Source organism: Pseudomonadota bacterium, from assembly GCA_039815145.1.
Classification (GTDB): domain Bacteria; phylum Pseudomonadota; class Gammaproteobacteria; order Steroidobacterales; family JBCBZW01; genus JBCBZW01.
The window spans coordinates 22,054-48,035 of sequence record JBCBZW010000031.1 but is presented as its reverse complement, the minus strand read 5'-3'; the positions used below and the strand labels follow the sequence as shown (position 1 = coordinate 48,035).

Genomic DNA, 25,982 nt, shown 5'->3' with positions numbered 1-25,982 from the left:
CCTCCGGGAGGATCTGGAACACGCTGATCCAGGCGACGAAGACCGCGAGCGTCAGCACGCCCAGGGGCTGTCCCAGCCACAGCACCCATCCGATCAGCACGCTCAGCATGCCCACGTACATCGGGTTGCGACTGAACCGATACCAGCCGCTCACCACCAGTTCACTGGTCTTGTCAGGGGCCAACGGCGTGATGGTGGTCTTGGCCCGAAAGAACGCGATCACCGCCGTCACATCGATCGTCAACCCTAGGGCGATCAACGCCAGCGCCACCGCTTTCTGCCCCGGTAGGTGAACTTCCCCGATAGGCCCCCAGCGATCGAGTCCCCAGGCGGCCGTCGCACACAGCAGCCCCACCACCGGGGGCGGGATCAGCAACTTCATGGCGTAGACGCGTCCGCGCTAGCGGCCGCCGGCGAGTGTTGCGCTGGATCGTAGGCTTCCATGGGCAAGCCACGCCGCACCCAGCCGGGTCCAACGCCGCTTCGCCCCGCGACGCCTTCACGCACGTTGGCGACGTTCAGGAAACCGGCCCTCATCAGCAGATCCGCGGCGATGCCGGAACGCCGTCCGGTTCGACAGATCAGCAGGATGGGATGGTTAGGATCGCGGTCCGCCTGCAGCATCACCTTGCGCAGCAGGTCGGGGTCCTGCAGGGCGATCGTGATCGCGCCGGCGGGTACGCCCGACTCCTGCCACTCCTCGGGCGTGCGCACATCGATCAGCGTGACCTTGCCCGCCTGCGTCCACCCGTGTGCGGTGGGCGCATCGACCACGGGTACCTCGCTGGCCGCGAGGCCAGCGAGCAAGAGCAGCCACAGGCCGATCACCCAGCGATAGCGCACACCGCGCGAGGGGATCACTGGGTCGCGGCCCGCCCCGGCGTCCACGGTGCACCGGCGGCATCGAGTGCCATCTCGATCTCCACCAGCTGCACGTCGAGCAAGTCCGTGAGCTCGGCCGCGATCTTGGCGAACTCGGCCTCCGCCAGGCGCAAGCTCATCTCATGGCCCTGGGTGGGTCCGTAGGTGCTGAGCACGCGACCGATACCGGCGTGGAACAGGCGATCGCCCACGGCTGGGGTGCCAGCATCGTTCGCCATCGCCCGCATTTCGTTGCCCTGCAAGCGATCCTTCAGGCCCGCGAGCGCCTTACCGATATCGTAGGCGCGGGCGCCGAGGGCGGGATCGGCCTCGCTGGTCCGCAGCAGCACACTGCGCACGGCGGTGACGCGTTGCATGCCCGCATCGATGCGGGCGGCGGCGGCGGAGGCCTGGCCTTCGAGCTTGTCCACGGCGCGATTGAAGGCGAACGCAACGGCGGGCTGGCGGCCCTCGAGGGTGCTCTCGACGATCGACACCAGCTTGAAGGTCTGCGGCTCCCCGAGGCGGGTGAGCTTGCCGTCCACGCGCTTGGCGGCGGTCACGCTGTAGGTGCCCGGCGGGGCGAGGGCGCCGCCGGTGGGGATGTACTCGTCACCGCCGGCGTTCGGCGTCCAGGCCTCGAGGCGCGGGTAGCGCAGGTCCCAGGCCACGCGGTGGAAGCCGGCCTTGGCCGGTTGCTCGATGTGCTGGACCACCTTGCCCTGGGCGTTGCGCACGGTGAAGACGAGCTTGGGCGCCTCCTCGCGCGACTCCTCGATGAGCGTTTCCCAGCCGGGGTAGGGCGTGTCGGCGCCGCGCTCGGCGAGTTCGGTCTGCTCGGCATCGCGTTGCTCGGCGGCCGTCTTCAGGTCGTCGCGCAGGTAGTAGGTGAACATGGCGCCAAAGTCGGGGTTGGGGGCGACGTAGAACGAATCCCCTTGGTAGGCGGCACCCTCCTGGCCGAGGGTGCGGCGCTCCACGTACCAGGGCGCGTCGCGCACGGGGAAGAGGGTGAACTCTTCCGCTAGCTGGGCTTCGGAGACGCCGCGCAGGGGCGTGTAGTCGTCGAGGATATAGAAGCCGCGGCCGAAGGTGGCGCCGACGAGGTCGTGTTCGCGGCGCTGGATGGCGAGGTCGCGGAACGGGATGTTGGGCGCGCCGCCCGTGAGCTTCACCCAGTTGCCGCCGCCGTCGACGGTGAAGAACACGCCGAACTCCGTGCCTGCGAACATCAGGCCTGGCTTCACCTCGTCCTGCACCACGCGCCACACGAGGTGACGGTCCGGCAGATTGCCTGAGATGCTTTCCCACGTGCGGCCACGGTCGGTGGTGCGGTAGAGGTAGGGGGCGAAGTCGCCGGTTTTGTGCTGGTCGACGGCCACGTACGCGGTGTCCGCGTCGTGGAGGTCGGCTTTGATGTCGTTGACGAAGAACATGTCCGCGACGCCCGGCAGGCGATCGATCTTGCGCCAGGTCTCGCCGCCGTTCTCGCTCACCTGGATCAGGCCGTCGTCCGTGCCGGCGTAGAGCAGGCCTTCCTGCACCGGCGACTCGGCGAGGGACGTGATCGTGCTGTAAGCGGACATCGCGTAGGTGTCCCACACGGCGTCGCTGCTCCACACGCGGCCCATCATCGGCTCTTCGAGACGATCGATCTGGCGCGTGAGGTCGCCGGAGGCGGGCAGCCAGCTGTCGCCGTAGTCCTCGCTGCGCCACACGCGGGAGGACGCGTAGTACAGGCGCGAGGGCTTGTGCGGGCTGATCAGGACCGGTGCGTCCCAGTTGAAGCGCTCGGACGGTTCGCCTTCACGCGGCTGCGGCTTGATGTAGACGACCTCGCCGGAGCGGCGGTCGTGGCGCACGAGGTTCCCCTGCTGCCACTCGCTGTAGATGATGTCGGGGTTGGTCGGGTCGATGGCGGGCTGGTGGCCGTCGCCGAACACGGTGATGAACCAGTCGCTGTTACGGATGCCGTTAGCACTGTCCGTGCGCGAGGGGCCGGCTTGGGTGGCGTTGTCCTGGGTGCCGCCGATCACGTTGTAGAAGGGCACGTCGTAGTCCACGGCCACCTTATAAAACTGGGTGACGGGGAGGTTCGCCACGTACTTCCAGGTGTCCGCGCGGTCGAAGGTCTCGTAGAGGCCGCCGTCGCAGCCGGCGAGCATCCAGTCGGGGTCCGTCGGCGAGAAGACCAGGGCGTGGTTGTCGCTGTGCTTGTACTTGTGGGGCACCACGGTGAAGGTCTTGCCGCCGTCGTGGGTCACGTGCATGCGCACGTCCATCTGGTAGACCGTATCGAAGTTGTGCGGGTCGGCGACGAGCTCCTGGTAGTAGTGCGGGCCCGTGCCGCCGGAGATGTAGTCGTTGCGCTTCTCCCAGGTCTCGCCGCCGTCGGCGGAGCGGTAGAAGCCGCCCTTGCGGTGGGCGAGTTCGATCGTGGCGTAGACCACGTTGGGGTCCTGCGGGGAGATGGCGAGGCCGACCCGGCCCATGTCTTCGCTCGGCAGACCCGTGCTCAGCTTACGCCACTGCTTGCCGCCGTCCGTGGATTTGTAGATCGCCGTCTCCGGGCCGCCGTTGATCAGCGCAGCCACCGTGCGGGCGCGCTGGTGCGTGCTGGCGTAGAGCACGTTCGGCTGGTCCGGGTGCATCACCACCTCGTTGACGCCTGTGTAAGGGCCGGCGGAGAGCACGTTGGTCCAGTTGGCACCGCCGTCTTCGGTCATGAAGAGGCCGCGGTCGCCGCCCGAAGACCAAAGGGGGCCCTTAGCTGCCACGTACACGACGTTCGAGTTGGTTGGGTGGACGATGATGCGGGCGATGTGCTCGGACGCAGCAAGGCCTAGGTTCTCCCAGGTCTTGCCGCCGTCCTGGCTGCGGTAGATGCCGTCGCCGAAGCCCACGTGGCGGCCGTCGACCGCCTCACCGCTGCCCACCCAGATCGTGTCCGGTCGGCTGGGGTCGATGGCGAGGGCGCCGATCGAGTAGGAGGCCTGCTTATCGAAGATGGGCGACCAGGTGGTGCCGGCGTTGGTGGTCTTCCACACGCCGCCGCTGCCGACGCCTACGTACCAGGTGCTCTCGTCTTCGGGATGTATCGCAATGTCGGCGATGCGGCCGGACATGAAGGCGGGGCCGATGCTGCGCATTTCCAGGCCGCTGAGGGTGGTGGCGCTCAGGCGGGGGTCGTCGGCCTGTGCGAGGGGGCTGACGGCCAGTAGGGCCAGCATTGCGCCGAGGAATCTCGGGTGGCGGGAGGCGAGACAGGTGAGCACGTGCAGCATCGTGGCACTCCGGTTGGTCTTCTAGGGTGCGAAGAGTCTGCCATAGGCGCTCGGACGCGTCAGGAGCACCCGCCCCGGGCGGAAGGCGCCTGAGAGCCGCGGTGCGGCGGCGTTTGGCCCAGCGGGCGTCGGATACTCCTGCCCAGCTACTTGATCAGCCTCGCCACGCTCGTCTTCAGCGCGGGTGGCGGGAGGGCGGCGCGTGGTAGGAGGGTGTGGTCAAGCGGAAGCAGGCGGCCTCAGCGCAGAGGGTAGCTGGCGCGCCTGTGCTCGACCGGCCCGAGCAGACGCTGCTCTATCAGGTGGTGTAGCGCCACAGCTGCGGCCCGGCAGGAACGGCGTCAGCGGGTTTGGCCGGGATCGGGCGTACGTCAGCGATAGCGTTTATTCGTCTTATGCTTTCGCAGCGTGGTAGATTGCGTTTCTACTTAGCGGATAGCTTCGGTCCATGATCCACTGAGGGACTTTGATGCTGAACCTCGTGCCACGAGTGGGTGTCGTGTTGTTGCTTGTGGTGCCTGCCTTGCAGGCGTGGGGCACCCAGGCAGACGACAGTTTGGGCGCCCCCGGTGGCATCTTCGCCGCAGCAGACGGGCAGGTGATTTACATCGCAGATGGCGACGGCGATCGCATCTTGGCGGTTGACCCGGTCAGCGGTGAGCGTGCACTGGTCTCTGGGGAGGATGGGCTCGCGCCGCGGCTCAGCGGCGTCCAGGATCTGCTGCAGAGCGCGAGCGGGGAGTTGGTGGTGGCGAACCTGACGGACCGATTGATCGGGGTCGATCCCGAATCCGGCGGTCGTCGCATCGTCTCCGGGGGGCCGGTGGGGACGGGCCCGCTGCTGGAGGGGCCACGCGGGCTGGTCGAAGATGCGGCGGGCATCCTGATCGTCGCCGATGCGGTGGGCGCTCGTATCGTTCGCGTAGACCCGCAGACCGGTGAGCGTACTGAGATCTCGGGGCCTGGCGTTGGCGTTGGCGTTCCGTTCCAGGAACCGGTCGATGTGCTCATCGAGCCCAGCGGTTCTCTGCTGGTCGTGGACGCCGGGCGAGATGTGGTCTACCGAGTGAACAGATCGACAGGAGACCGCGGCATCCTATCTGGCGCCGGAATCGGGACGGGTAGACCCTTCGACGAGCTGACCTCTCTCGCACCGACCTCGAGCGGCGCTATCGCGGTGCTGGATGCGGGGCTTGCCACGGTGGTGTTGGTCAACCCGGGGACGGGCGCACGGTTCCTCCTTCGTCCTGAGGACGCGCCAGGTCCGTGGTTGCTGTCTCCGGCGTACGTCACCGCTGCACCCGACGGCATGCTGCTGGTAAGCGACCCTGCGCTGGAGGCGGTGTTCCGACTCGATCCGCAGGCCGGTGAGCGCTCGGTGCTTTCCAGCAACCCACCGCCGCAGCCCTATGCACAAGTGCTGGGCGTCGCACAGGACAGTAGCGGGATGCTCTACATTGCCGATGACGGGGTCGACGCGATTTTCCGCGTTGACCCCGTCACGGGTGAAGTGCTCGCGATCTCCACCAACGTGTCGGCGGGTGGCCCACCGTTACGCTCCCCCCGCGATCTCTTGATCGACGCCTTCGGCAATCTGCTCCTCGTAGACAACGAGCGGGAGGAGGTGTTGAGGGTCGAACCGACCTCGGGTGAGCGATCGATAGTGTCAGGTGTAGCGGAGAGGGTGGGATCCGGCTTCATCATGAGACAGCCGGATGACATCGCCGTGGCGGGCGACGGCACACTGATCGTCATCGGTGGCCCACGGGACCAGTTGCTGCGGATCGATCCGGTGACCGGTGATCGCTCCTTCTTCGCGGGCGGCTTTAACAGTCCGGTCAGTGTCGCCGTGGAAGCCGATGGAAGCGTGCTGGTGGCGGACATCGCCTTCGCCACTATCTATCGCCTCGATCGGAACGGTGACAACCTGCAGGTGGTCAGTGGACTTACGGTTGGGAGCGGGCGGCCCTTCGGGTTGCCCAGAGATATCGCCTTGGGTGCTGACGGCACCATCTACGTGGTGGACTCGGAGCCCAACAGGCTCGGTGTGTTCGCCGTAGACCCGGTCACCGGTGATCGCGAGGTCGTGTCGTCGGCTCGCTTGGGGGTGGGTGATGGGGAGCGCTTCAGAAATCCCATCGCCTTACTCGTGGAACCCGGCGGTTCGTTGATCGTGGCCGACGAGACCGATACCCTCGGCGGGCTATTTCGGGTAGACCCGGTAACCGGCGATCGATTCCTGTTCTCGCCCCGTGAGGTGGCCCTATCGGTCGACTTCGAGTCCGGCGAGGCTGAGTTCATCAACTTCGGCGGCGGTGTGTCTGAGGTGGTCCCCAATCCGTTCCCTGACGCCGACAATCCCAGCGCGTTCACCGGTGAGACGCAGAAGTTTTTCGGCGAGACCTTCGGTGGCAGCACACTGGTGCTGAGCGATCCGATCCCCCTCACCGACGGCGCTTTCTTCCGCATGAAAGTGCGGGCAGCTCGCCGGGTGGACGTGCTGTTCAAGCTCGAGGTGATCACCGCTGAACGCACGGCCACCTATCAGGGCACCGGAGGATGGGAGGAGCTGTGCTTCGACTTCGATGGCGTGACCGGTGACGGCGTCAATATCACCTTGCTCTTCGACCTGGGCGTTGTTGGGGATGCCGACAACGACCCGACGAACTGGACATTCCAGTTCGATGACATCGAGCAATCCGACAGAGCCTGCGGGGAAGCGTAACTCCACCAGTAACGCGTGTGCTGGCTATGCTTCCGCGGGGCGTTCGATACATGGCCGCAGATATGTTGCACCTGAGCTGTCGGCAAATCAGATGTCTATCGCTCGGCACCATGCGTAGCGCCAGGACAACAGTTCGCGGCGTCGTAGCGGCGGCACTGCTGATGATGACCTCAGCAGCCCCGGCACAATTGAGCATCACCACCTCGATCCAGCGCACCCTCGAGCTACCTGGCCATCAGTCGCTGATGTCGCGGATCGCCGCCCCCGACGCGACGCTCGCACCATTCACGACCGATGGCTGCAGCGGCGGGCTCTCCACGGCATGGCGCGTGGCGGCCGATGTCTTTCCCGATTTCGAGGCGACTCACGAAGGACGGCCACCGTGGGAGCGCTGCTGTGTCGCGCATGACCGTGCCTATCACGAGGCCGGGCGGGCGACCGAAGCAGCGCAGAGTTTCGACGCCCGGCTGGCAGCCGATGATGCGCTCCGTTACTGCGTGATCGCGGAAGGCTTCACCCGTCGCACGGAGCTGGCCGAGGCGTACGGTGTCGATGCGACCAGCGTCGATCGCGCCTATGCGGCCATCGCCGAAGCGATGTTCAATGCGGTGCGACTCGGTGGCGGGCCGTGCACGGGGCTGCCGTGGCGCTGGGGGTTCGGCTATCCGGCGTGTGTGCCCGGCCTCTAGACCCGCGTTTCCTGCGAACTCTCCTTACTTTTCGTCAAGTGACCACCTACAAGAGCTGTTCGGCTATAAGCCTACCATCGCGGACGCCAAGCCTTCGGCTGACCGATCAGTCCGGTGCCGCGCGCCAGCGGGTATGCGCCAGCGGGTGAATTGGGTGCGGGAGCCCGGGAGTTGCGTGGCGATGGGGTGACTCTGAGGGCCGCCCGTGTAGCGGCTTGTCGGGGGCTGCCGGTCAAGGATATGCGAGTGACCGGAAATGGCCGTCGCCAGGTCTCGTTCGTCACGAGGCGGCGTGACATTGGAGCACTGGGCGAAGTCGGGTGAGAGGAGCGCAGCTTGTCTTATGTGTAAGACGTGGCGGTAGCGGCTGTGGATGTGAAGGTGGGGAGCGCAAGCGGGTTCGTAGGCGCCCGAGCATACTTGGCCGATAGCCTCTATCCCTCTTTTGCTTTCGGTTCGCTGTCCAGGATGGGGTAGATTACCGGAGCCTGTTTTCTCCGCTAACGGGCCGGGCGGCAGGACGCTGAGGTCGCCATTCGTTAGCGATGACGAGGAGACGATCTGCAAGCGATAGGGCGATTTGGTCTGGCCTTCGAGAAGTCACGTCATGAGTGAACACAGCGACGACAGCGTGCCGCAGGATGGCGCGCCAGCCTTGGACGAAGCTGCCAAGTCCGTGGCAGCCGCGGATGCCGACACCGGCACCGAAACGAAGGAGCCGCCGAAGTGGCAGGCTCCCCGTTCCTGGTGGATTGACTTCCTGGTCCTCTTCCTGACCTTCGGCGCCTACTTTCCCTTCTGGCTCTACGCCCGGGCGCGGGAGATGGGGGCCCTTGGCCGCGAGCCTCGCCGCGCCATCCTTTGGTTTCTGATGCCCATCGGTGGGCCCCTCGTCTACGCTATCGCCGTGCCTCGATTCATGGAGCCCTACGCAGACCTCGGCCGCGAGCACGGCGTAGACGGGCGAGACAACGTGCGCGGCTTCATCGTCTTCTGGATGTTTGTGGCGTCCATAGGTGCCGCGGTGAGCAGCCGCATCGAACTGCCGATGTGGATGTACGTCGCCATCGTGGCGGCCATCGCTGCCGGGGCGACCGGTATGAGCGCCGTGGTGAACGGCACCAAGCGCGCCCTTCCCGAGGGACTCGTTCGGTGGCGGCGGAAGAAGTCTGGTCTCGGCGTGTTCGAGTGGCTGACCGTGCCCATCGGGCTGGTGTTCTGGCTGGGGCTTGGTCTTGCGATCCTGACCGGGGCCAACAGCACGCCACTGGTGGCGGGGAGCACCTACGAGGATCCTGAGGGGCGTTTCGCCATCCCGATTACGGACGGGAACTGGTCCCTCGTGCAACAGGGGTTTCTCGCCGACGAGGAGGCGGAGGTGGAGTTCGCCGGTCCTGCCCTGACGTCGCTCTACGTCTTTGACTACAGCGGTGAGCTGAGTGTGGACGAAGTGATCGACTACCATGTGCAGAATGCCCACGACTACGCCCTGACCTCCGTTCGCGAGTGCGAGGAGACGAGGCGGATTGCAAAGGACGAGGTGAGTGTAATTGCGACGGTGGTTTGCGAGGGGAGGTCGATGGGGGATCCATGGGTGCTGGTCGCCTCGGTCATCGGCGGTGAGGGGCAGGTGCTGGAGTTTTACGCCGAGACGACGGCCGCCAAGATCTCCTTTCCGACCCTTCGCGATAACTTGGTGGCGCTGGTCAGCGGATGGGATCGCCCTTGAACGCCGGTCGAACGATGTTTGCGAACGCCTGGGCTGTCGGCGTGTTACTGCTGCTCGCGCTCACGTCCGTTCCCCGCGCGCAGGACGTGGAGCGCGTGCAACTCGCCCAGACCGAATCCGACGGCATCATCCGGGAGGCACGCAAGCTCAGTGCTGAGACTGCGCCTTCCTCCGGGGTCGATCAGCTACTCGTTCGCGTCCACTATCAGATCGGTGAGGACTCGGTGGAGACGCGGGTCCGCCGCGTGGTGCGTTTCGGCTCCCAGGAAGCTATCCAGGCTGAGGCTGACCACAGCATTGTGTTCGATGGTTTCTCCGATCGCCTCGAGATCCGACAGGCCGCGAGCGTCTCGCCCGATGGCAGCGTTCGCTGGCTCACGGAGAAGGATCTCGAGGTCGACGACTACCCCGATGATTACCAGGTGTACACGGACAGCAAGATCGTCAGTCTCCTGTATCCGGCCCTGCAGGAGGGGTCGCTCACTGTCATCGACTACGTCCTGGTGACCGACCTGAGGTCCTCCGAGCACCTGTGGTCGGAGGATGTCTTTCTGCAGAGCGAGTATCCGCGCCATCGGCTGGAGGTCAGTGCGGCCTGGGCGCCTGATCTCGCGGTGCAATGGACCCGAGATCTGCCCTTTTTGAGTTGCGAGGAGGGGATGCGCAGCGTCGCCTGCCGGGGGGAGGACATTCCGGCGCCGGTGATCGAGGCGGGCGTGGACTGGTACGACGAACTACCCGCGTTCGTCATCACCGTGGCCCAGGACTGGTCAGACGTGGTCAAGCGTGCACGCGATGCCTTCGATTCGGCCCTGACCCAGCGGGAGCAGATCGGGCCCCTGGCGCGTTCGCTGACCAGCGAGAGCGATGGCGAGGAGGAGGCCTTCGCGGCCCTGTTCGATCACGTTGCGCGCGGTGTGCGCTACGTCAGTCGGTCGACGGCGGGCAACCTGATCACGCCCCATGCCGTTGACGACACGGCCACCAGCCGCTACGGAGATTGCAAGGACAAGTCCGCTCTGTTGGTCGCCCTGTTGCAGGAAGCGGGCACGCGGGCTTGGCCGGTACTGGTCAGCACCGAGCGCAGCAAATTGACCAGCGCTCCCCTGGCCGGCATGCACTACTTCGACCATATGATCGTCTGCGCGCGTCTGCGCGGCGAGGTGCGGTGTGTGGATCCGACCGACGCCTACACGGACCCCGAGCACCTGACGGCATCCGTCCAGGGGGCGATGGCCCTGCCACTGCTTCCGGGTGCGCAGCTGCAGCTATTGCCCGCGAGCACCTATCGCTGGCGCCTGGAGGTGGATACGGAGCTGCGCTTCGATGAGAAGGGTGGCCAGCACGAACGTCAGGTGCGGCGCTATCTTGGCGAGTACGCCGGGCTCATGCGCGCGGGCTACGCGCCGATGGACGTGAAGGAGCGGCAGCGGCACGCGGAAGAGAGCTACGCCGATGTGGTCTCTTCCATGGGCGAACCCACCTTCACCTTCGAAGGCCTCGGCGATCTGTCGCCGACCCTTGTGGTGAGCTCAGAGAACCACTTCGAGGAACTGGTGGCGACCGGGGAAGACATCTTCTACACCGAGCCCAGCGTGTGGATCAGGAGCGAGTTGGCCAGCGTGTACCCCGAGCAGGAGTCCTACGGGACCTCCTTTCCCGGCCTGCAGGTGACCGCCCGCTACCGTCTCGACTACGGCGGCAGCTGGCGCCATCGCTTCGCCGGTCCCGTGCTGGACCTGCAGCATCGCTTCGGCAGCTTTAAGCAGTCGGTGGAACAGCACGATGACCACATCGAATTCACCTCCACCCTCTACGTACCGGCTCGCGAGCTGGCCGTGCAGGAGATGGAGTCCTTTCGTGAGTTCATGAATCTGTTTTACAAACAGGCCAAGCTGCGCGTGTACGCCAAGTCACGGCAATAGGGCGTGCAGGGGACGCTACCGAGCCAGGCTAGGTGGCTCTTCCCCGGAGCAGATCAGTATCAGCGGATGGGGGACCTGATCTTTTTGTCCGTCACGGAGGATCGCCCGCCGTACCATCGGCCACGGTCTCGGCATCGAACGCCTCGCCGGAAAAGATCAGCGGCGGTGCGTACGCGGCGAAGTCGGCGGCGCGCATCGGCGGGCCGGCGACCTCCGAATGCCGCGACTCGATCAGCGGCAGGTCACGGGTGCGCTGGTCGCGCAGGACGAAGAAGCCGCCGTCGGCCACTGCGATGCCGAAGATGTTCTTGCCCCAGGCGCCGTAGCTGAGCAGTTCCCCGAGGTACAGCACCTCATCGGGCCGGATCTCGAACGGGATGGAGAACTCGTCGGAAACGTGGGTTTTCTCGACACTGCCGTTGTTGTAGTAGAAGCGGATGCGGTAGAGCTCGTACTCGCCCGGTGTAAGCGGCAGCGCGAACACCACGCCCTTGGTCTGTTCCGTTTCGTAGTCGGGCTCCGTGCGGAACATTCCCTGGGCGAAGCGCAGTGTCGCGCCATCCTCTGAACCGATTTGACGATAGTCGATGTAGCTGAAGTCGTTGCGGGAGACGTACTCTCCCTCGGTCTGCACGCCGATACTGCCTACCAGGTAGCCGGCCGGGGCGCCTGGCTCGGGCGTGAACGCTTCCTGTGGCAAGACCGCGTTGATGGTGCAGCCTTGCAGCAGCAGGGCATTCGTCGACAGCAGGCAGGCCAACAGCAGGGAGTAGGGCGAAACGAAACGGGAATTCATCGGCGTGGGTTCTCGTTGCTGGAAGTTAGGCCCGGCGTCTTGGACGCCACGATAAAGCGGCTTCCAGGGCTAAGCGGCTAGTTGACTCGGTGCGCAAAAGTAGACCTGATCTGCCATCCATCGGCAAGTGCCTGATGACACCGTTCGGTATAACAGAACTCGAAGCGTCCCCCTGGCGATCGATGAGCGTGCGTCAGCGAGCGACTGCGATCACCGGGGCCCGCTTCTCGGTTCAAGGGGACTGGCCCATCCGGGCAAGGCCCGCCGGATGAGCATTGGCTTGCGCTGCCAATACTGGGACAGGAGTCTTCGGCGTACTGGCCGCCCAACAGCGGGTTGGTGTCTGACACGACGCGCTTGCTCAGGCTTGGGCGACGAGCTATCGCCGCACTGACCTTAACCCGACTACCGTGAGTGTTCGCGTGGGCGCTACGGTTTGGATCGCGGCGTGTGTCGGGGGGCGCTGATCGAGTGCTGTATGGGCCGCATCGCTGTCGCGCCGAGCTATCGCAGGTCGAAGGGGAACACCCTACCGCTGGTGGCGCCGAACGCAAGTGAGTACATCTTGATTGGGCCGCGATCGACGGAGGGTGCCTCCGCCCGGCTGATACAGGGGATCGCTCGCGCACTTGGCCGGTGACTGGGCTGCAAGCCGTGGAGAGCAGCGTCTGCCCTGAAACGGCACTCCCAGCGTTGGCTTACTATATTCTGTTGCGGCTGCCCCGTCCGGGAAGGGGTACGCGCCTACGGTGATAACGTCGATGGAAACGCAATGACTCTGTTTATCGGACTGCGGCCCCCACCAAGTTGTTTTTCCAGCCGCGCGCTGGCGGCACGTCGATGAGCTACGACGCGTTCATCTCCTACAAGCACAGTAGCGAGCTGCCAGTCGCCACGGCGCTGGACGACGGCCTGGCACGCTTCGCCAAACCCTGGCACAAGCTGAGGGCGCGACGGGTCTACCGTGATCTGGACAGTCAGGCACTGACCCCCAATCTACTCGCCGCGGTGCAAAGCGCCATGGATGCCTCCGAGTACCTGATCCTCCTGGCATCGCCGGAGTCCGCAGCCTCGCCGTGGGTGCCCGCGGAGGTGGCTTACTGGATCGCCAACCGGCCCCTCGATCGCATGCTCATCGTGGTGTGCGCCGGCAACGTGGCGTGGGACAACGCGGCCGGTGATTTCGACTGGGAGGCGACCGATTGCCTGCCGCAATGCCTGCGCGGACGCTACAAGTCCCAGCCGCTGTATCTCGATCTGCGCTGGGCGCGAGGGCAGCGCGAGCTGGGACTCGAAAACGCGCCCTTCAAGGAGGCGGTTGCCAGGTTGTCGGCAACGCTTGGAGGCGTGTCCCTGGACGACATGCTGGGCGAGGAGGTGCTGCAGTTTCGTCGTGCCATGCGTATCCGCAATGTGGCCATCGCCGCGCTCTCCAGCCTGTTCGTAGCAGCATCGGTGTTCGCCGTGCTGGCGGTGCTGGCGCAGAATCGGGCGGAGCGCCAGCGTGATCGTGCTGTCAAGAACAGCCTCCTCAATGAGGTGCGCAACGACCTTGATCACGAGCGCCTCGCCCATGCGGTGCAGGTGGCGCGCGTGGCACGGGAGCGCTTCGGTAAGGACGACCCGAAGGTGCAGGACATCGCCTGGGAGTTCGTCCGCAGCCCCGCGGTAGTGTTGGCGGAGTTCCCGGATCTCGCCTGGGACTTCGCCCGCTACTCGCCGGACGGCTCGACGTTGATGGTGGCCTACGCGTTCGACGACAGGCTAACGATCGAAGTCAGGGATCGCTTCGGCGGTGGCGTCAGTGCGTTGCCCGAGCCCGTCCACGGCGCGCGGTTCATCGGCGATGGCAGCCGACTGCTCGTGATCAACGAGAGTGACCCGGTGACGACGACGGTGGAGGGCGTGGACGCGCGCGGCGAGGCACTGCTCGCGCAATGCGGCAATGAGGCTGAGTTCGCAATGGACATCCATCCCGGCGGCCTCGGCTTCAGACTCGCGCCGCGGCGCACGTCGGCCGAGGCGAGGATCTGGAACATCGCCAGCGGGGAATACGAACCGCGCGGCGACAGCGGTAATGCGCGCCCCGCCTGGTTCGGTGAGGCGGTTCAAGTGTGTGATGACGTGCTCCTCGTGTTTACCCCTGCCGGCGAGCTGCAGCAGCTGGTGCCGGCACCGGGCGCGGAGCGCGCGGTGGCCGATCCCGCCCGAGAGCGCTTCGCGGTGCAAGACCCCAGGGGCACCGTGTTGATGGACGCCGACGGCGTCGCCCTCGCCAAGGTGGGGGCGCGCGACGCGGTATGGTCCGCGGACGGCACGATGCTCGCCATGACCGTCTACGGGGAGCTCGCAGACTACCTCGCCTTTACCGGTCGCGATGCCTATCCGTTTAAGCGGCAGGAACAGGTCGGCGCCGGTCCCGTAGGCGATCAGCCCGATGCTGAGCTGGTGGTCACCGGTCAACGCCCAAGCGACTACCCCAACGCCCAGGCAGGCAACGGCTACACCGTGGTCATGACCCGCGACGGGGAGCAAGTGGCCAGCGTCCCCGGCACCCATGCCTACTTCGCTCTCGGCGGGCTGATCACCACTGGCGGCTTCGCCGTCGACGACACCTGGGATCGCCATCCTCGCCTGTGGTCCCTGGAACCGGGGAGCGACGGGCGCCACGAGATGCGCCTGGAGATGCACGGCTTCCACGCGGTGGTGTCCCCAAACGATCGCTGGATTGCCAGCGGCGACGAGGTGGAGGAGCGGACCTGGATTTGGGATGCTGCCGGGCGTTACCACGGCGAGGTGGAGGGCGGTCTACCGGTGTTCCACCCGGTCGACCCGGTGCTGACGACCAACCACCATGGCTATGTGCGCGAGTGGCATCTACCTCGCCTACCGTCGGCGTCCGGCGAAATCGTCAGGGAACTGCTTGGCATCGAGCAGGGGGAATGGGAGCGCGCTGATCTCTACTACGGTAACGACGACTGTCGCTTCGATTGTACCCCGCCCGACGGCGTGACCGTGGATGTGCTGGACAGCGAAGAGGTCACGGTCACGGGTGGTACGAACCGCACGGACGTCGCTTTGACCACAACCGAGACGCTGATCGTGGTGCGCCGGGCGGATGATCGAGGCGACGACTTCGGTGAGGTTCAGTGGCGGGTAGAGCCCTGCGATTTGCTATCACAGCGGTTCCGCGACGATCTGTTATTGCTTGCCTGCGCGCGTGATGAGACATGGCGCATCTACGATCTCGCAGCAGTTGCGGCCGGCGGCGAGACAGCGCCCAGGAAGGCGTTGGCGTCGGGCCATCAGCCCTTGATACAGAAGGCGACGCTCACGCCTGATGGTCGACAAATTCTATCGCTAGGCGAGGACGATGCCCGCCTGTGGGACTGGGCCCCATCGTCCGGTTCGCCATCACCGCCGTTGTTGCTAGCTTTCGGTGCCGAGCCGCAGCGCGTGGTGCTATCGTCAGATTCGCGGTTGCTCGCCATGTTGCCCTTCAACGGCGCAGCGCAGCTATGGGATCTTGAGGGGCAGCGAAAGGCGTCGATCGCGCTGCCGACACGCACCGCCTACTACTGGAACGTAGGCTTCTTCAATGGCCACCGACACGTCGTGACGGTGGTGTATGACACGTTAGATGACTCAGAGAATGCCTACTACGTGCCGCGCATCCTCGACTTCGACGAACTGTTCCGAGCCTTTGACTGGGTACCCGCATTGCCCCAGGTTGAGTACCGGCGCCTAGGCCTCGAGTAGCGCGGCGAGGACCGGTCAGATGGTGAAGGGTGATTGCTCGTCGTAGGTGGGGTCGGGGCGGCCGAGCACGAGGTGGTTGGGCTGCTGGGTGGCGCTCATCCGTTGGGCCAGCGCGAGGTAGAAGGCGCGATAGTTGCCCTCGAAGCGCCCCTCGTCCCACAGCGCCAGGAGGGCACGGGTAAAGTCGCCGTGACCGTCTTGTTCGCGGGCGCGCTGATCGTCCTGGCAGCCGGCCAGCAGCCTCACGCTGGCGTTGATCGCCGGCCGGGGATTGGGCAGGTCGTACTGAAGGTTGTCGTAGAACTGCCAGTTCTTGCGCACCGTGGCGCGCGCGGCGGCGCGCGGCAGGAAGCGTGCCGTCGGGTCATTCTCGTCCTCGCCGCCCGACGCCCCTTTGGTGACGGACCCACTGTGACAGCTGTCTGCCAGCACCAGAATTCGCACGCGAGGCTGGAAACGGGCCCAGAGGACGTTGAGTTCGTCATCGAGCACTTGGCCGTCCCACAAGCACCAGGTTTCGTCCCTACCGTCGCCGCCCTGCTCATCGCCATCAACGTCTTTGACCTGGCCGCCATGGCCCGCGTAGGTCAGGAAGAAGAGATCCCCAGCGACGAGGCGCCTAGCCGCGTCCTCAATGGCGCCGATCACCCGATCGCGGGTCACCTCGGCACCGGTGATTTGTGTGGCTGTGAAGCCCAGGGAGACGGACATCTCGTGCATGGCCCGGGCGTCCTCCTCGCAGTACTGCAGGGGGCTTGACCAACCGCTGTAGTGCTCTGGATCGACGTCGTTCAGGCCAATGTGTAGTGAAAGTCCCCTGCTCATGGGATTATCCTGCCGTGTGCATTTGTATCCAACGCACAGCGCTGAACATGAATACGGCGCCGTGCAACATCATGAAGGTCGCCGGCACGATGGACTCGATCGTACTGAAGCCCCCGTGCCCCGCTTCGCGTTGTTTCAAACGTACCCATTCTTCCTCGTAGGCGGCGAAGGGCAGGCGCTGCTCGAGTTGGTTGATCACATCGAACTTAGCGGCGTTCAAGTTGCGGTAGGCGGTGATCAGTCGGCGCCAGGTGAAGCTGAATAGGATGCCGGCGAAGGCCGCTAGCCAGATCAGGCTGTCCCCGTCCTCGCTGAAGTAGCCGGTGAGCGCCAGCAGGGCCGTGTTGGCCGTGAGGAAAAAGGAGTTCGCGAGCTGGCGGCGGTCCGAGATGCGATCAGCGGATGCGACATAGTCACTATATAAGGTGAGATAGTCGTTGTCGTAGTTCGGGCCGTACTCATTGCGTTCACGGCGAAAGGCGCTGGTCGTGGGGGTACCCAACTTAGAAGCGGCCCTGCTTGGCCAGGCGCCAGTAGAAGCGTCCGAGCGGGGTGAGCATCACGTGGCGGCACTGCATGGCGACGAAGTACAAGTCCAGACCGTCCTCGGTGGTGAGCAGGCCGGCGTTGCGTAGGGCCTTGAAGCGGTTGAAGGTGGCAACGTTCTGCGGGTCTGCCTGCTCGCTGGTGTGCTCGTAGCTGGGGTCCATGACCACGGGCCGATCGGGTGAGCGAAACAACTCCTGCAGGAGGCGTAGCTCGGCATCTTCCACGGCGGGGGCGCAGCGGCGCAGAGGCGCGAGGTGCCGCGCATGCGACTTGTACATGGGGCGCTGCTGCCAGGCGCCCAGGGCTTGTTCCGCATACGCATATGCGGCGGCGGCGGACACCTGTCCGCGCACGTCGGCGGCGCCGCCATCCAGGGCGCTCAGCAGGAGCTCCGTGAACAAGCTGTTCGCCATCCCTTCGTGCGACTCCTGGGAGGCAGTGGAGGCGGCCAGAATCGTCACCCCTTCTGCTAGGTTGGCGTAACCGTCTTCGCCCGTGCTGCCCATGCTCCCGCTGTGGCAGCAGTCGAGGATCACCGTGATCGAATTGACGCCGCTGCGATTGGCGGCGTCGAGGAGTTCGCCCATGGGATACCCCCCGCCCGGTTGCGCTTCCTGCGTGACCAGCCAGCCTCCCTCATCAGTGCCCAGGCCGTGGCCGGAGAAGTAGAGCAGCGCATCACCGCCACGCAGATCGCTCAGCAACTGGCCCACGCGCTGGCGCAGTAACGAGGCCGTGATGCGCGTTTTGTCTGACGTCAGCGTGAGGCAATCGTAGTTGCGGGCGCCGTCGTGATGGGTCGCAAGGCGCTGCGCAAGGGCATTTGCATCGTCGACGCAGCAGGTGAGGCTCGGCTGGTGATCGTACTGGTTGATACCGACGACGAGGGCGCGCCTACTCATGCTTCAGGCCGTCGGATGGCGCTAGTGTTGAGCGTTATCAGGGCGCGTGTCAGGCGGACCGTCTCGCTCCCCGGGGCGCTTGTCCGGTGGCCCACGGCGCTCGCCCGGGCGCTTGTCCGGCGGGCCGCGTCGCTCGCCTGGACGCTTGTCGGGTGGGCCACGTCGATCTTCAGCTCGGACTGGTGCTTGCATGGTGTCTCTCGTCTGTGTTGGCGTGCCCGAGTACCATATACCGGTCGGCTGATCGTGGCGAGCCATCGCCGTTAGGGGGTGCGCCGGGCACGAAGTCTTTCATGGCACCCGATTTCAAGGACGAGGGCGACCCGCCATCCTGCGCTTTCTTAGAACTCTCGCCACCGAAGCCCGTCGCCGAAAGGTGTTGCGTGCGGTGACAGCCTATGCCGTGGCGGCATGGCTGGTCCTGCAAGGGGCGGAAGTGACCTTCGAGCCCCTGGGCCTGCCCGAGTGGGCGATGCGTGCCACCATCGTGGCAGCCCTCGCCGGCCTGCCGGTGGTGTTTTCCCTGGCTTGGTTGATCGCCATCGAATCCAATCGCCTGGTGCTCGATCTGCCCCTCTGGCGCGGTGAGGGGGAGGACGCGGCGCGAGGGCCACGCTCGGCGGATGCGCTGGCGCTCGCGATCGTTGCGAGTGCTCTGCTGGCGTGGGGTTGGAGCGTGAGCACCCTGTTGGCCAACCCCGACGTGTCCCGCCAGCCCGTGCCGGCGATGCTGCCCGATAGCATCGCGGTGCTGGCCTTCGAGAACCTGGGCGGGCGCGAAGAGACGGCCTACTTCGCCGCCGGCCTGGCGGAGGAGATCCTCAATCTACTGGCCGGCCTGAACGAACTGGAAGTGGCGGCCCGCACCTCTTCCTTCCGCTTTCGCGACGCGCAGCTCGACGTGACCGAGGTGGCCGACCTGTTGCGGGTGAAACACGTGCTGGAAGGCAGCGTGCGCCAGGAAGGGAATCAGATTCGGGTGCGCGCCACCCTCGTCGACGGCAGCAACGGCTACCACACGTGGAGCAAGACCTACGAGCGAACGTTGGACGATATCTTCGGTATCCAGGAGCAGATTGCGAGGGCTGTGGTCGACGAGTTGAAGGTGGCCTTGTCGATGGAGTCGGTGGCCCAGCTCAAGCGTCGACCGACGGACGCGGTAGGTGCTTATGTTTACTACCTGCAGGGCCTTGATCAGCTGCGCCGTTCCCCGTCGGCGGCGGCGATGCGCCGGGCGGCGGCGTTATTCGCGGACGCGCTGGCCATCGATGCCGACTTCGCCGCGGCCTATGCGGGCGTGTGCCAGGCGAAGCTGGGCCTCTACGAGGTCACCTCAACGGTGGATGACTTCGATGCCGCCGAGCAGGCCTGTACACGGGCCCGCGCACTGCAAGGGCAGGTGGAGCCGGAGGTCGAGCTTGCCTTCGCGAGGCTCTACCGCCAGCGCGGCTGGTACGAGCGCGCCCTGGTGAGCGTGGATCAGGTGTTGGCCCTCGACGAGGGCAACGTGGAAGCCCTCGTGGAACGGGGCGAGATCCTCGCCCAGCAGGACCGCAACGAGGTGGCGCTCGCCTCCTTCGATCAAGCCATCGCCCGCCGGCCCGCGGACTGGCGGGGCCACGAGGCGCGGGCGGCACAACTCTACCGTGCGGAGCGCTATCGGGAGGCCGCCGAGGCGTACGAGTACGTCAACCGGCTCGCTCCCGATGTGGCCTCGGGCTTCGCCGGCAAGGGGGCGGCCTACTGGATGCTCGGCGAGCTACCGCGGGCGCGCGCGGCCTTCGAGCGCTCGCTGGCGTTGGCGACCACGCGTCAAGGGTTGACCAACACCGGCATCTACTACTTCTATTCCGGTGACTACACGCAAGCCGTGCAGATGCAACGCCGGGCGATAGAGCTCGCGCCCGATGACCATGCGCTGTGGGGCCGCTTGGGCGATGCGCAGCGCTTTGTGCCGAGCGAGCACCCGCGGGTGCAGGGCACCTTCGAGCGTGCGGTGGAGCTTGCGCAAGCGAGCCTCGAAGTGAATGCAAACGACTGGTGGACGCTCTCCCTGCTGGGTCTCTACTACACCCGACTCGATCAGGTGGACACCGGTTTGCCGTTGCTCGAGCGGGGTGTCGAGATGTCCGGCGGCAACGCCGAGGTGCTCTATTACCAGGGTCTTGTTCGGCTGGCCGCGGGGGACGCGGTCGGCGCTCTCGATGCACTAGAGAGCGCGGTTGAGGCTAACGAGAGCTATCGTATTTTGGTCGCTCAGGATCCGGATCTGCAGGTCCTTCGCGATAGCCCGCGCTTCGCTTCCTTGCTTCGGCCTTCGGGGACGTGAGGGTGGCGACGAGGTCGGCTAGTCAGCGGCCGCCTGTGGACGCTAAGCGGGAAGGGTAACCGCTACTTCCGCAGACGCGCCCGAAACTTCTTGCCCTTGATCGGTCGACTGAAGACCTCTGGATCGGTCGATACAGTCTTCGCGTAGGACGCGACCTGCGGATACATCGACCCCGTGCGCTCAATCGCTCGCGCCGCACGCTAGGATTTGATCGCTTCGTCGTATTGATAGAGCTTCCAGTGGTATAGCTCGCCAAGAAAACCCTAGCCTATGCGCCGACCGTTTCGATACGTCGCCCCGTTCCAGTCTGCCTGACGTTTCTCATCCGTGAAATTCAGTAGATCGGGGTACTTCGGCGATGTCATGAAGCGCGCCAGCCAATCGCCCACCAACTCATCGTCATCGATCAACTCCAGTAGCTGACGCTTCGCCTGGGCGACGAACGCCGTATCGATGTCGTCCCTGGCCATAGCCGGATGCAACGGCGGATCCTGGTAGATGGCCCTCGCGTCACGTTCCAGCAGATCACCCGCCAGATCCGCCAACATATCCGCGACGCTGGGTGAGCGAAAACCCACGGAGTACGTTACGCACTTGGTGTGCGCGACCCCCCAATGGCTTACCCGAGGCGGCAGATACAACATGTCACCAGGACGCAGCAGCCACTCATGCTCTGGGGTGAACTCCGCCAGGATCTTGAGATCCGTGTCTTTCAGCAAGGGGGTACGCTCGTCACACAGCGCTCCCACCTGCCATCGTCGCTCGCCCACCACCTGCAGCAGAAAGACGTCATACTGGTCGAAATGGGGTCCTACACTTCCGCCGGGGGCAGCCAGGCTGGCCATCACGTCATCCAGTCGCCAACGTGGGATGAAATCAAACCGGTCGAGCAGGGCGGCCACTTCGGGAACCCACAGATCCAACCCTTGCACGAGCAGGGTCCACCCTGTCTCGGGAAGTTCAGCGAAGGTGAGCTCGGAAAACGGCCCATGGCGCAACTCCCACGGCGATGTGCCGTGCTCGAGCACCAGGCGAGACTCGATCTCCTCCTCCAATGCCAAGCCCGCTAGCTCTTGCGGCTCGAGGGGATTGGCCCATCCGGGCAATGCTTGCCGTATGAGCAGGGGCTTGCGCTGCCAATACTGGGACAGGAAACCTTCGGCGTGCTGGCCGCCCAACAACGGGTTTGTGTGTGACACGAGGCGCTACTCAGGCTTCGGCGACGAGCCATCGCCGCATTGACCTTAACTCAAGTATCGTGAGTATGCGCATGGGCGCTACGAGCGAGGTAGCCTGGGACCGACGTCGGCAATCGCCAGGGTGATCAACCCAGGTTAGTCCACCGTGCCACGCAGGGTCACCTGCACGATCTCCCGGCCGTTGAGACTGAGCCCTGCCCGCTCACAATCCCACACCGCACCTATCGTCACCCAATTCAGACGTTCGCCAAGCGTACGGTTCGCGCATTGCACCGGGTCGGCCACCGTGAAGCCCTCTGCCGTACCGTTGAATCGTCCCGGGTCTTGAGGAAAGACGAAGGCCCGGGCCGTGATGCGAACCTCATCGCCTGAGCTAGCGTGCAAGCCTGCCGCTTCACAGTCCAGAGTGGTGACTGGCGGGGCGCCCTCACCGGCGATCGTGACGCGCTGTGCGTTCGTGAGGTTTTCGCAGATCCCGGCGAGCGTGACTACGCCGGCGACGGTGATGCCGACGCTAGCCGGCGCGTTGGTCTCGAGCACGAGGCGGGTGTCGGAAGGCAGTGACCCGGAGTTGCCGAACAGGAACTCGCCTGGGAGTTCAGGCGCCGTGGCGTCTAGTGCGCCGCCGAAGGCGATGCGTTCGCCCCGTCGTGCGTTGAGGGCCTCGATGGCGTCTGCGTTGAGTGGCAGGGTGATCGTGGCGCCGCGGTCGCGCCCGGTGGCCGTTAGCTCCCCGTAGAGCACGCCACCTGCCAAATCTGCGTGCGCCTCGGTCCCGCCCGCACCGGCGATCAGGGCATCGATTTCGCTCGTGACCTCGAACAGCGAGTAGGTTTCGAAGCCTTCGTCCGTGACGAAGCCGTTCTCGGGCACGAACAGGCGCAGGCCGGCGTTGGTGATCTCTTCGGACACTCCGGCCAGATCGAACACGAAGAAGTTGTGGGCGATCGATCTGTCTAGGAACTCGCCGGCGATGTAGTTGGGATTGTCGGGGTCGTGGAAACCATCACTGTCGTACCAGCCACGGTCGATCGCCACGATGTCTTGAGCGACGACGGGGAGGGAGGCGGCGGTCAGGCAGGCGAGGAGTAGGCAGGTCGCAGGCTTCATCGGGGCACCTCTCAATTGCATCCGTTCAATTGAGGTCGAGGCCGGTCGGCATTCGAATTGAACGCCGCCAATGGGTGATACGCAGGTGCGCCGGAAACTGATCTAACCCGGCGCCCTGGCCTTGGTGAGGTTTTGCTTGACGGTAGCCCTAACCGTCGGTGCCGATGTTGGTGCCGGTGGTCATGGGCAGCCAGCTGTAGATCTGCAAGCCCGGCTTCACCCGCGCGTGCTCTTGCGCGTTGTAGCAACGCTTGGTCGCCAGCCGTGAGCCCAGCTCCGTGTTGTCCACGCAGATGGTCTTCGGAATGCTCTTGTTGTTGGAGTAGTGCAGGCTCGAGCTGAGCACCGTCATCGGCTTCGGGGTGCCCCCGACGAGGCCGGGGATGAACTGCGAGGCTTCCACCGACGCATGGGCCTTCTCCATCAGCGCGTCTGCATCGGCGGTTAGTGGATTGCGTCGGCTGCGTGCATTGGTGGGGGTGCCTGCGTCATCCACATCCACGTACACCACCAGGCGGAAGGCGCCGTCGTCCACGCACGGCTCGCGGGCGGCCTTACCGTTCTTGCAGGCGGCGTCCTTGAGCATGCGTTCGTACCAGGTGGCCTGGCTGCTCAAGATCTCCTGGGGGGCCACGTAGTTGTCGCCGTGCTCCTGGGTGTACAAGCCGAGGTTCGGGTAGGCGCTGACGTTACACTTGTCACCGATACAGCGAACCTTCACCCGCACACTCATCACCACGTCCACTGCCTTGCCTTCCACCTCGGCTGGTTGGAACTTCGCGCGTCGCAGGCCGGCGTAGGTGGCGCCCAACACGCTCTCGGACGTGCTGCCCTTGATCCCCTCGGCGAGGCCGCACTTCGCTCCCCCCGCCTTCCCCTTACGCGTGACCAGCACCTGGCAGTTCACCTCGGCAGTCCCGTTCGCCCAGCGCACATTCTTCGGCCTTTCGACGACTTCGCTGAGCGGGATCTTGCCGCCATCCGGGAGCGCCGGCGTATAGGCGGCGAAGGCCCCTGGGGCGACGAGCAGGGCCGCGCAGAGCAGGGCCGTGTTGAGGTGCTGGCGTACGGTGCCAAGGATCATGAGGCTCCTCCGGGAGGGCGATATTGAGTGACTGCAAGGGTGATGAAGCACATCACCTATGCACGAACCAAGTCGCCACAGAGCTTACAACGATCGTGTTCGCGTTACTGCGGATCGGTAGCGCGTAAAGCATTGGGGGTTCAAGGGACTCGCCTTCGGTACCAGTGGTCCTAGGCCTGCGGCGTCCCTGGTCCTGCCGCCTCAATCGCTCGGGATTCGGGACTCCGTAGCGATCAATATAATTAGGGCAGGGGGAGCACTCGTAGCATCACCCTGCCCGTTCACAATCCCACACCGCTCCGATCGCCACCCAGTGCAGGCGCTCGCCGAGCGTACGGTTTACGTATTGCACCGGGTCGGCCACCGCGAAGCCTGTGGCGGTGCCGTTGAAGCGCCCCGGATCTTGAGGAGGGATCAAGGCTCTGGCCGTGATGCGGACCTCATCGCCGGGGCTTACTCGCAAGCCTGCCGCCTCGCAGTCCAGGGTGAAGAGTCGGACCTAGACGTCGCCACCCTGTCGCCGACGGCAGGCAGCTGGACTGACGGGGACCGGCAGATCCAGTGCTTTCTTCACCCGGTCGACGCTTCCAAGCTCATCGGAACTGCACAGGGGACGGCCCGCTAGGGCAGTCTGGGCAGCGGGCTTGACTTAACGCAGTGCAGCGTAGCTGGCGGCGGCCGCTTCATTCGCTCAATTGTGAATTCCTGTGACATCGACAGAAGGGCTTGTGTAGTCTCAGAGACATGTCGGTTACGCCGACCAGGGGAAAACAAGAACAGCGGGTGGACCACGGATGCTCCAACTATGCAGGCGATGCTGCATTGCACTAGTCGTGTACATGCTGATGCTGCCGGGGACGCAAGCTGGCCAACTCGCCGAGCTCTACGAGCGCGCCCTGAGTGAGGATCCGCGCTTTCTAGCGGCACGCCACGAGTACGACGCCCAAGCTCAGGAACGGCCCCTCGCACGATCGGCCTATCTGCCTTCCCTCGACATCGTCTACGAGAACATCGAGACCGAGCAGAACATCGTGCGCAGCGACAATGAGGTGTTCGGTGCCGGTCGCTCCACGTTTCCCACCGACAACCTGATCATCAGTCTGCGCCAGCCGATCTTCCGCTACGACCTGTGGCAGTCGATGCAGCGCGCCAAGGCGGTGGTGCAGCAGGCAGCCCAGACCCTGGCAGCGGAGGAGCAGGAACTCATCTTCCGCGTCACCGAACGCTATCTCGCCGTGCTGGCAGCTAACGATGGCTTTGACTTGGCGCTGGCTGAACAGCTGGCGATCAAGGAGAACCTCGAGCTGGTGCAAGCCCGTCGCGCGGCGGGGATGGCCAATCGCGTGGATGTCTACGACGCGAAGGCACGGGCCGCCGTCGCCGACGTCCAGGTGTTGGAGGCCGAGAACCGCCAGCAGGACGCGCTCCGCGCGCTGGAGGAAACGGTCGGCCCCGTCGTCCTGCGTCGCGAGGCGCTGCAAGCGACGATCAATCTTACGCAACCTGATCCCGTCGATGGCCAGTCCTGGGTCGATGCCGCCCTCGCGCAGAACCTGCGCATCGCTGCCGCAGGTCAGGCGGTGGAGGCTGCTCAGCGTGAGGTGCGAGTCCAACGCGGTGCCCGCTACCCCAGCCTCGATCTGGTGGTCACCGATTCCGATCGTGACACGGGCGGTACCCTCTTCGGCGGTGGCAGTGAAGTGGAGACGCAGGAGCTGCTCCTGCGCGTGCAGGTGCCCATCTACAAAGGCGGTGCGGTCAACGCTCGTGTTCGTCGTGCGCTGGCAGAGCTGGGGCGGGCGCGAGATGAGCTCGAGTTGCTCGAGCGCCAGAGCGAACGCGAGGCGCGCGGCGCTTACCGCAACGTGGTCACGGGCTTGTCGAAGGTGCCGTCGCTGCTGGAGTCGCTCGAGGCCCAGCGCAGTGCCCTGGAGTCGAAGGAGCGCGGCTACGAGGCGGGACTGAACACGGCCCTCGACATCCTCGACGCGCAACGCGACTTCTACCTCACGCGCGGGGACTATCTGCAGTCGCGCTACGACTTCCTGCTCGACTCCCTGCGCCTGAAGCGGGTGGCTGGCATTTTGAATCAGGCAGATCTCATGGCTGTCGACGCCATGCTGGTCGACGCGCCGGCCAGTCGGGTGCCTGGGGCCAGGGACTGAGGGGGGCACGGGCGCGGTGTTCTTGACCCGCCCCCGCAGAGACTTGAGCGG

At 65.2% G+C, this 25,982-nt stretch carries 18 protein-coding genes; 7 read left to right on the top strand and 11 right to left on the bottom strand.

The genetic code is table 11. From position 1 onward, the window contains the following. From AAF184_10475 to AAF184_10465, 3 genes are all read right to left on the bottom strand, one after another. Positions 1-382, bottom strand: a 382-nt coding sequence (locus AAF184_10475) for a PEMT/PEM2 methyltransferase family protein (GenBank protein MEO0422751.1), incomplete at its 3' end; no start/stop codon positions are given. After that, positions 379-861, bottom strand: a complete 483-nt coding sequence (locus tag AAF184_10470) for a rhodanese-like domain-containing protein (GenBank protein MEO0422750.1) — start codon at positions 859-861, stop codon at positions 379-381. The genes AAF184_10470 and AAF184_10475, both read right to left, overlap by 4 nt. After that, positions 858-4,145 carry a glycosyl hydrolase gene (locus AAF184_10465; GenBank protein MEO0422749.1) on the bottom strand — a complete coding sequence of 1,096 codons (3,288 nt, stop codon included), beginning with the start codon at positions 4,143-4,145 and terminating at the stop codon, positions 858-860. Before AAF184_10465 ends, AAF184_10470 begins: the two co-directional genes overlap by 4 nt. A 469-nt stretch (positions 4,146-4,614) precedes the next feature. Between AAF184_10465 and AAF184_10460 the strand changes: the two genes are divergently transcribed. From AAF184_10460 to AAF184_10445, 4 genes are all read left to right on the top strand, one after another. After that, complete coding sequence (locus AAF184_10460; protein MEO0422748.1) at positions 4,615-6,870, top strand: NHL repeat-containing protein; 2,256 nt, start codon at positions 4,615-4,617, stop codon at positions 6,868-6,870. A 188-nt stretch (positions 6,871-7,058) separates the two neighbouring features. Then, positions 7,059-7,559: a hypothetical protein gene (locus AAF184_10455; GenBank protein MEO0422747.1), complete on the top strand. Its 501-nt coding sequence runs from the start codon at positions 7,059-7,061 to the stop codon at positions 7,557-7,559. Between the two features lie 607 nt (positions 7,560-8,166). Beyond that, positions 8,167-9,288, top strand: a complete 1,122-nt coding sequence (locus AAF184_10450; GenBank protein ID MEO0422746.1) for a hypothetical protein — start codon at positions 8,167-8,169, stop codon at positions 9,286-9,288. After that, on the top strand, positions 9,285-11,213 hold the full coding sequence (locus tag AAF184_10445) for a DUF3857 domain-containing protein (GenBank protein ID MEO0422745.1): 1,929 nt from the start codon (positions 9,285-9,287) through the stop codon (positions 11,211-11,213). Before AAF184_10450 ends, AAF184_10445 begins: the two co-directional genes overlap by 4 nt. A 91-nt stretch (positions 11,214-11,304) precedes the next feature. On the opposite strand, the gene AAF184_10440 is transcribed toward AAF184_10445, so the two are convergent. Continuing rightward, positions 11,305-12,009, bottom strand: a complete 705-nt coding sequence (locus tag AAF184_10440) for a hypothetical protein (GenBank protein ID MEO0422744.1) — start codon at positions 12,007-12,009, stop codon at positions 11,305-11,307. Positions 12,010-12,849: 840 nt separating this feature from the next. Here AAF184_10440 and AAF184_10435 point away from each other — a divergent pair. Further along, positions 12,850-15,768, top strand: coding sequence for a hypothetical protein (locus AAF184_10435; protein MEO0422743.1), 2,919 nt, complete (start codon positions 12,850-12,852; stop codon positions 15,766-15,768). A 15-nt stretch (positions 15,769-15,783) separates the two neighbouring features. Here the strand turns inward: AAF184_10435 and AAF184_10430 are convergent, their stop codons facing one another. Genes AAF184_10430 through AAF184_10420 form a run of 3 tightly spaced genes read right to left on the bottom strand, consistent with a single transcriptional unit; the run spans position 15,784 to position 18,044 of the window. Then, a complete protein-coding gene (locus AAF184_10430; protein ID MEO0422742.1) occupies positions 15,784-16,593 on the bottom strand; it encodes a caspase family protein in 810 nt (269 codons plus the stop codon). A 4-nt stretch (positions 16,594-16,597) separates the two neighbouring features. Further along, complete coding sequence (locus AAF184_10425; protein ID MEO0422741.1) at positions 16,598-17,095, bottom strand: hypothetical protein; 498 nt, start codon at positions 17,093-17,095, stop codon at positions 16,598-16,600. A gap of 1 nt (position 17,096) precedes the next feature. Further along, on the bottom strand, positions 17,097-18,044 hold the full coding sequence (locus AAF184_10420) for a caspase family protein (protein ID MEO0422740.1): 948 nt from the start codon (positions 18,042-18,044) through the stop codon (positions 17,097-17,099). A 388-nt stretch (positions 18,045-18,432) separates the two neighbouring features. On the opposite strand from AAF184_10420, the gene AAF184_10415 reads away from it, so the two are divergent. Beyond that, complete coding sequence (locus AAF184_10415; protein ID MEO0422739.1) at positions 18,433-20,373, top strand: tetratricopeptide repeat protein; 1,941 nt, start codon at positions 18,433-18,435, stop codon at positions 20,371-20,373. A 263-nt stretch (positions 20,374-20,636) separates the two neighbouring features. Here the strand turns inward: AAF184_10415 and AAF184_10410 are convergent, their stop codons facing one another. From AAF184_10410 to AAF184_10395, 4 genes are all read right to left on the bottom strand, one after another. After that, complete coding sequence (locus AAF184_10410; GenBank protein ID MEO0422738.1) at positions 20,637-21,572, bottom strand: cupin domain-containing protein; 936 nt, start codon at positions 21,570-21,572, stop codon at positions 20,637-20,639. 135 nt (positions 21,573-21,707) lie between these two features. Next, positions 21,708-22,682: a hypothetical protein gene (locus AAF184_10405; GenBank protein MEO0422737.1), complete on the bottom strand. Its 975-nt coding sequence runs from the start codon at positions 22,680-22,682 to the stop codon at positions 21,708-21,710. Positions 22,683-22,830: 148 nt separating this feature from the next. Further along, complete coding sequence (locus tag AAF184_10400) at positions 22,831-23,766, bottom strand: hypothetical protein (GenBank protein MEO0422736.1); 936 nt, start codon at positions 23,764-23,766, stop codon at positions 22,831-22,833. A gap of 268 nt (positions 23,767-24,034) precedes the next feature. Continuing rightward, complete coding sequence (locus tag AAF184_10395) at positions 24,035-24,229, bottom strand: hypothetical protein (GenBank protein ID MEO0422735.1); 195 nt, start codon at positions 24,227-24,229, stop codon at positions 24,035-24,037. A gap of 376 nt (positions 24,230-24,605) precedes the next feature. On the opposite strand from AAF184_10395, the gene AAF184_10390 reads away from it, so the two are divergent. Continuing rightward, a complete protein-coding gene (locus tag AAF184_10390) occupies positions 24,606-25,931 on the top strand; it encodes a TolC family outer membrane protein (GenBank protein ID MEO0422734.1) in 1,326 nt (441 codons plus the stop codon). The last annotated feature ends 51 nt before the right edge of the window (positions 25,932-25,982 follow it).

Excerpts from the sequence above, each read along its gene's own strand:
- AAF184_10465 (MEO0422749.1), bottom strand. The coding sequence starts at position 4,145 with ATGCTGCACGTGCTCACCTGTCTCGCCTCCCGCCACCCGAGATTCCTC.
- AAF184_10460 (MEO0422748.1), top strand. The coding sequence starts at position 4,615 with ATGCTGAACCTCGTGCCACGAGTGGGTGTCGTGTTGTTGCTTGTGGTG.
- AAF184_10450 (MEO0422746.1), top strand. The coding sequence starts at position 8,167 with ATGAGTGAACACAGCGACGACAGCGTGCCGCAGGATGGCGCGCCAGCC.
- AAF184_10440 (MEO0422744.1), bottom strand. The coding sequence starts at position 12,009 with ATGAATTCCCGTTTCGTTTCGCCCTACTCCCTGCTGTTGGCCTGCCTG.
- AAF184_10435 (MEO0422743.1), top strand. The coding sequence starts at position 12,850 with ATGAGCTACGACGCGTTCATCTCCTACAAGCACAGTAGCGAGCTGCCA.
- AAF184_10430 (MEO0422742.1), bottom strand. The coding sequence starts at position 16,593 with ATGAGCAGGGGACTTTCACTACACATTGGCCTGAACGACGTCGATCCA.
- AAF184_10420 (MEO0422740.1), bottom strand. The coding sequence starts at position 18,044 with ATGAGTAGGCGCGCCCTCGTCGTCGGTATCAACCAGTACGATCACCAG.
- AAF184_10405 (MEO0422737.1), bottom strand. The coding sequence starts at position 22,682 with ATGAAGCCTGCGACCTGCCTACTCCTCGCCTGCCTGACCGCCGCCTCC.
- AAF184_10400 (MEO0422736.1), bottom strand. The coding sequence starts at position 23,766 with ATGATCCTTGGCACCGTACGCCAGCACCTCAACACGGCCCTGCTCTGC.
- AAF184_10390 (MEO0422734.1), top strand. The coding sequence starts at position 24,606 with ATGCTGATGCTGCCGGGGACGCAAGCTGGCCAACTCGCCGAGCTCTAC.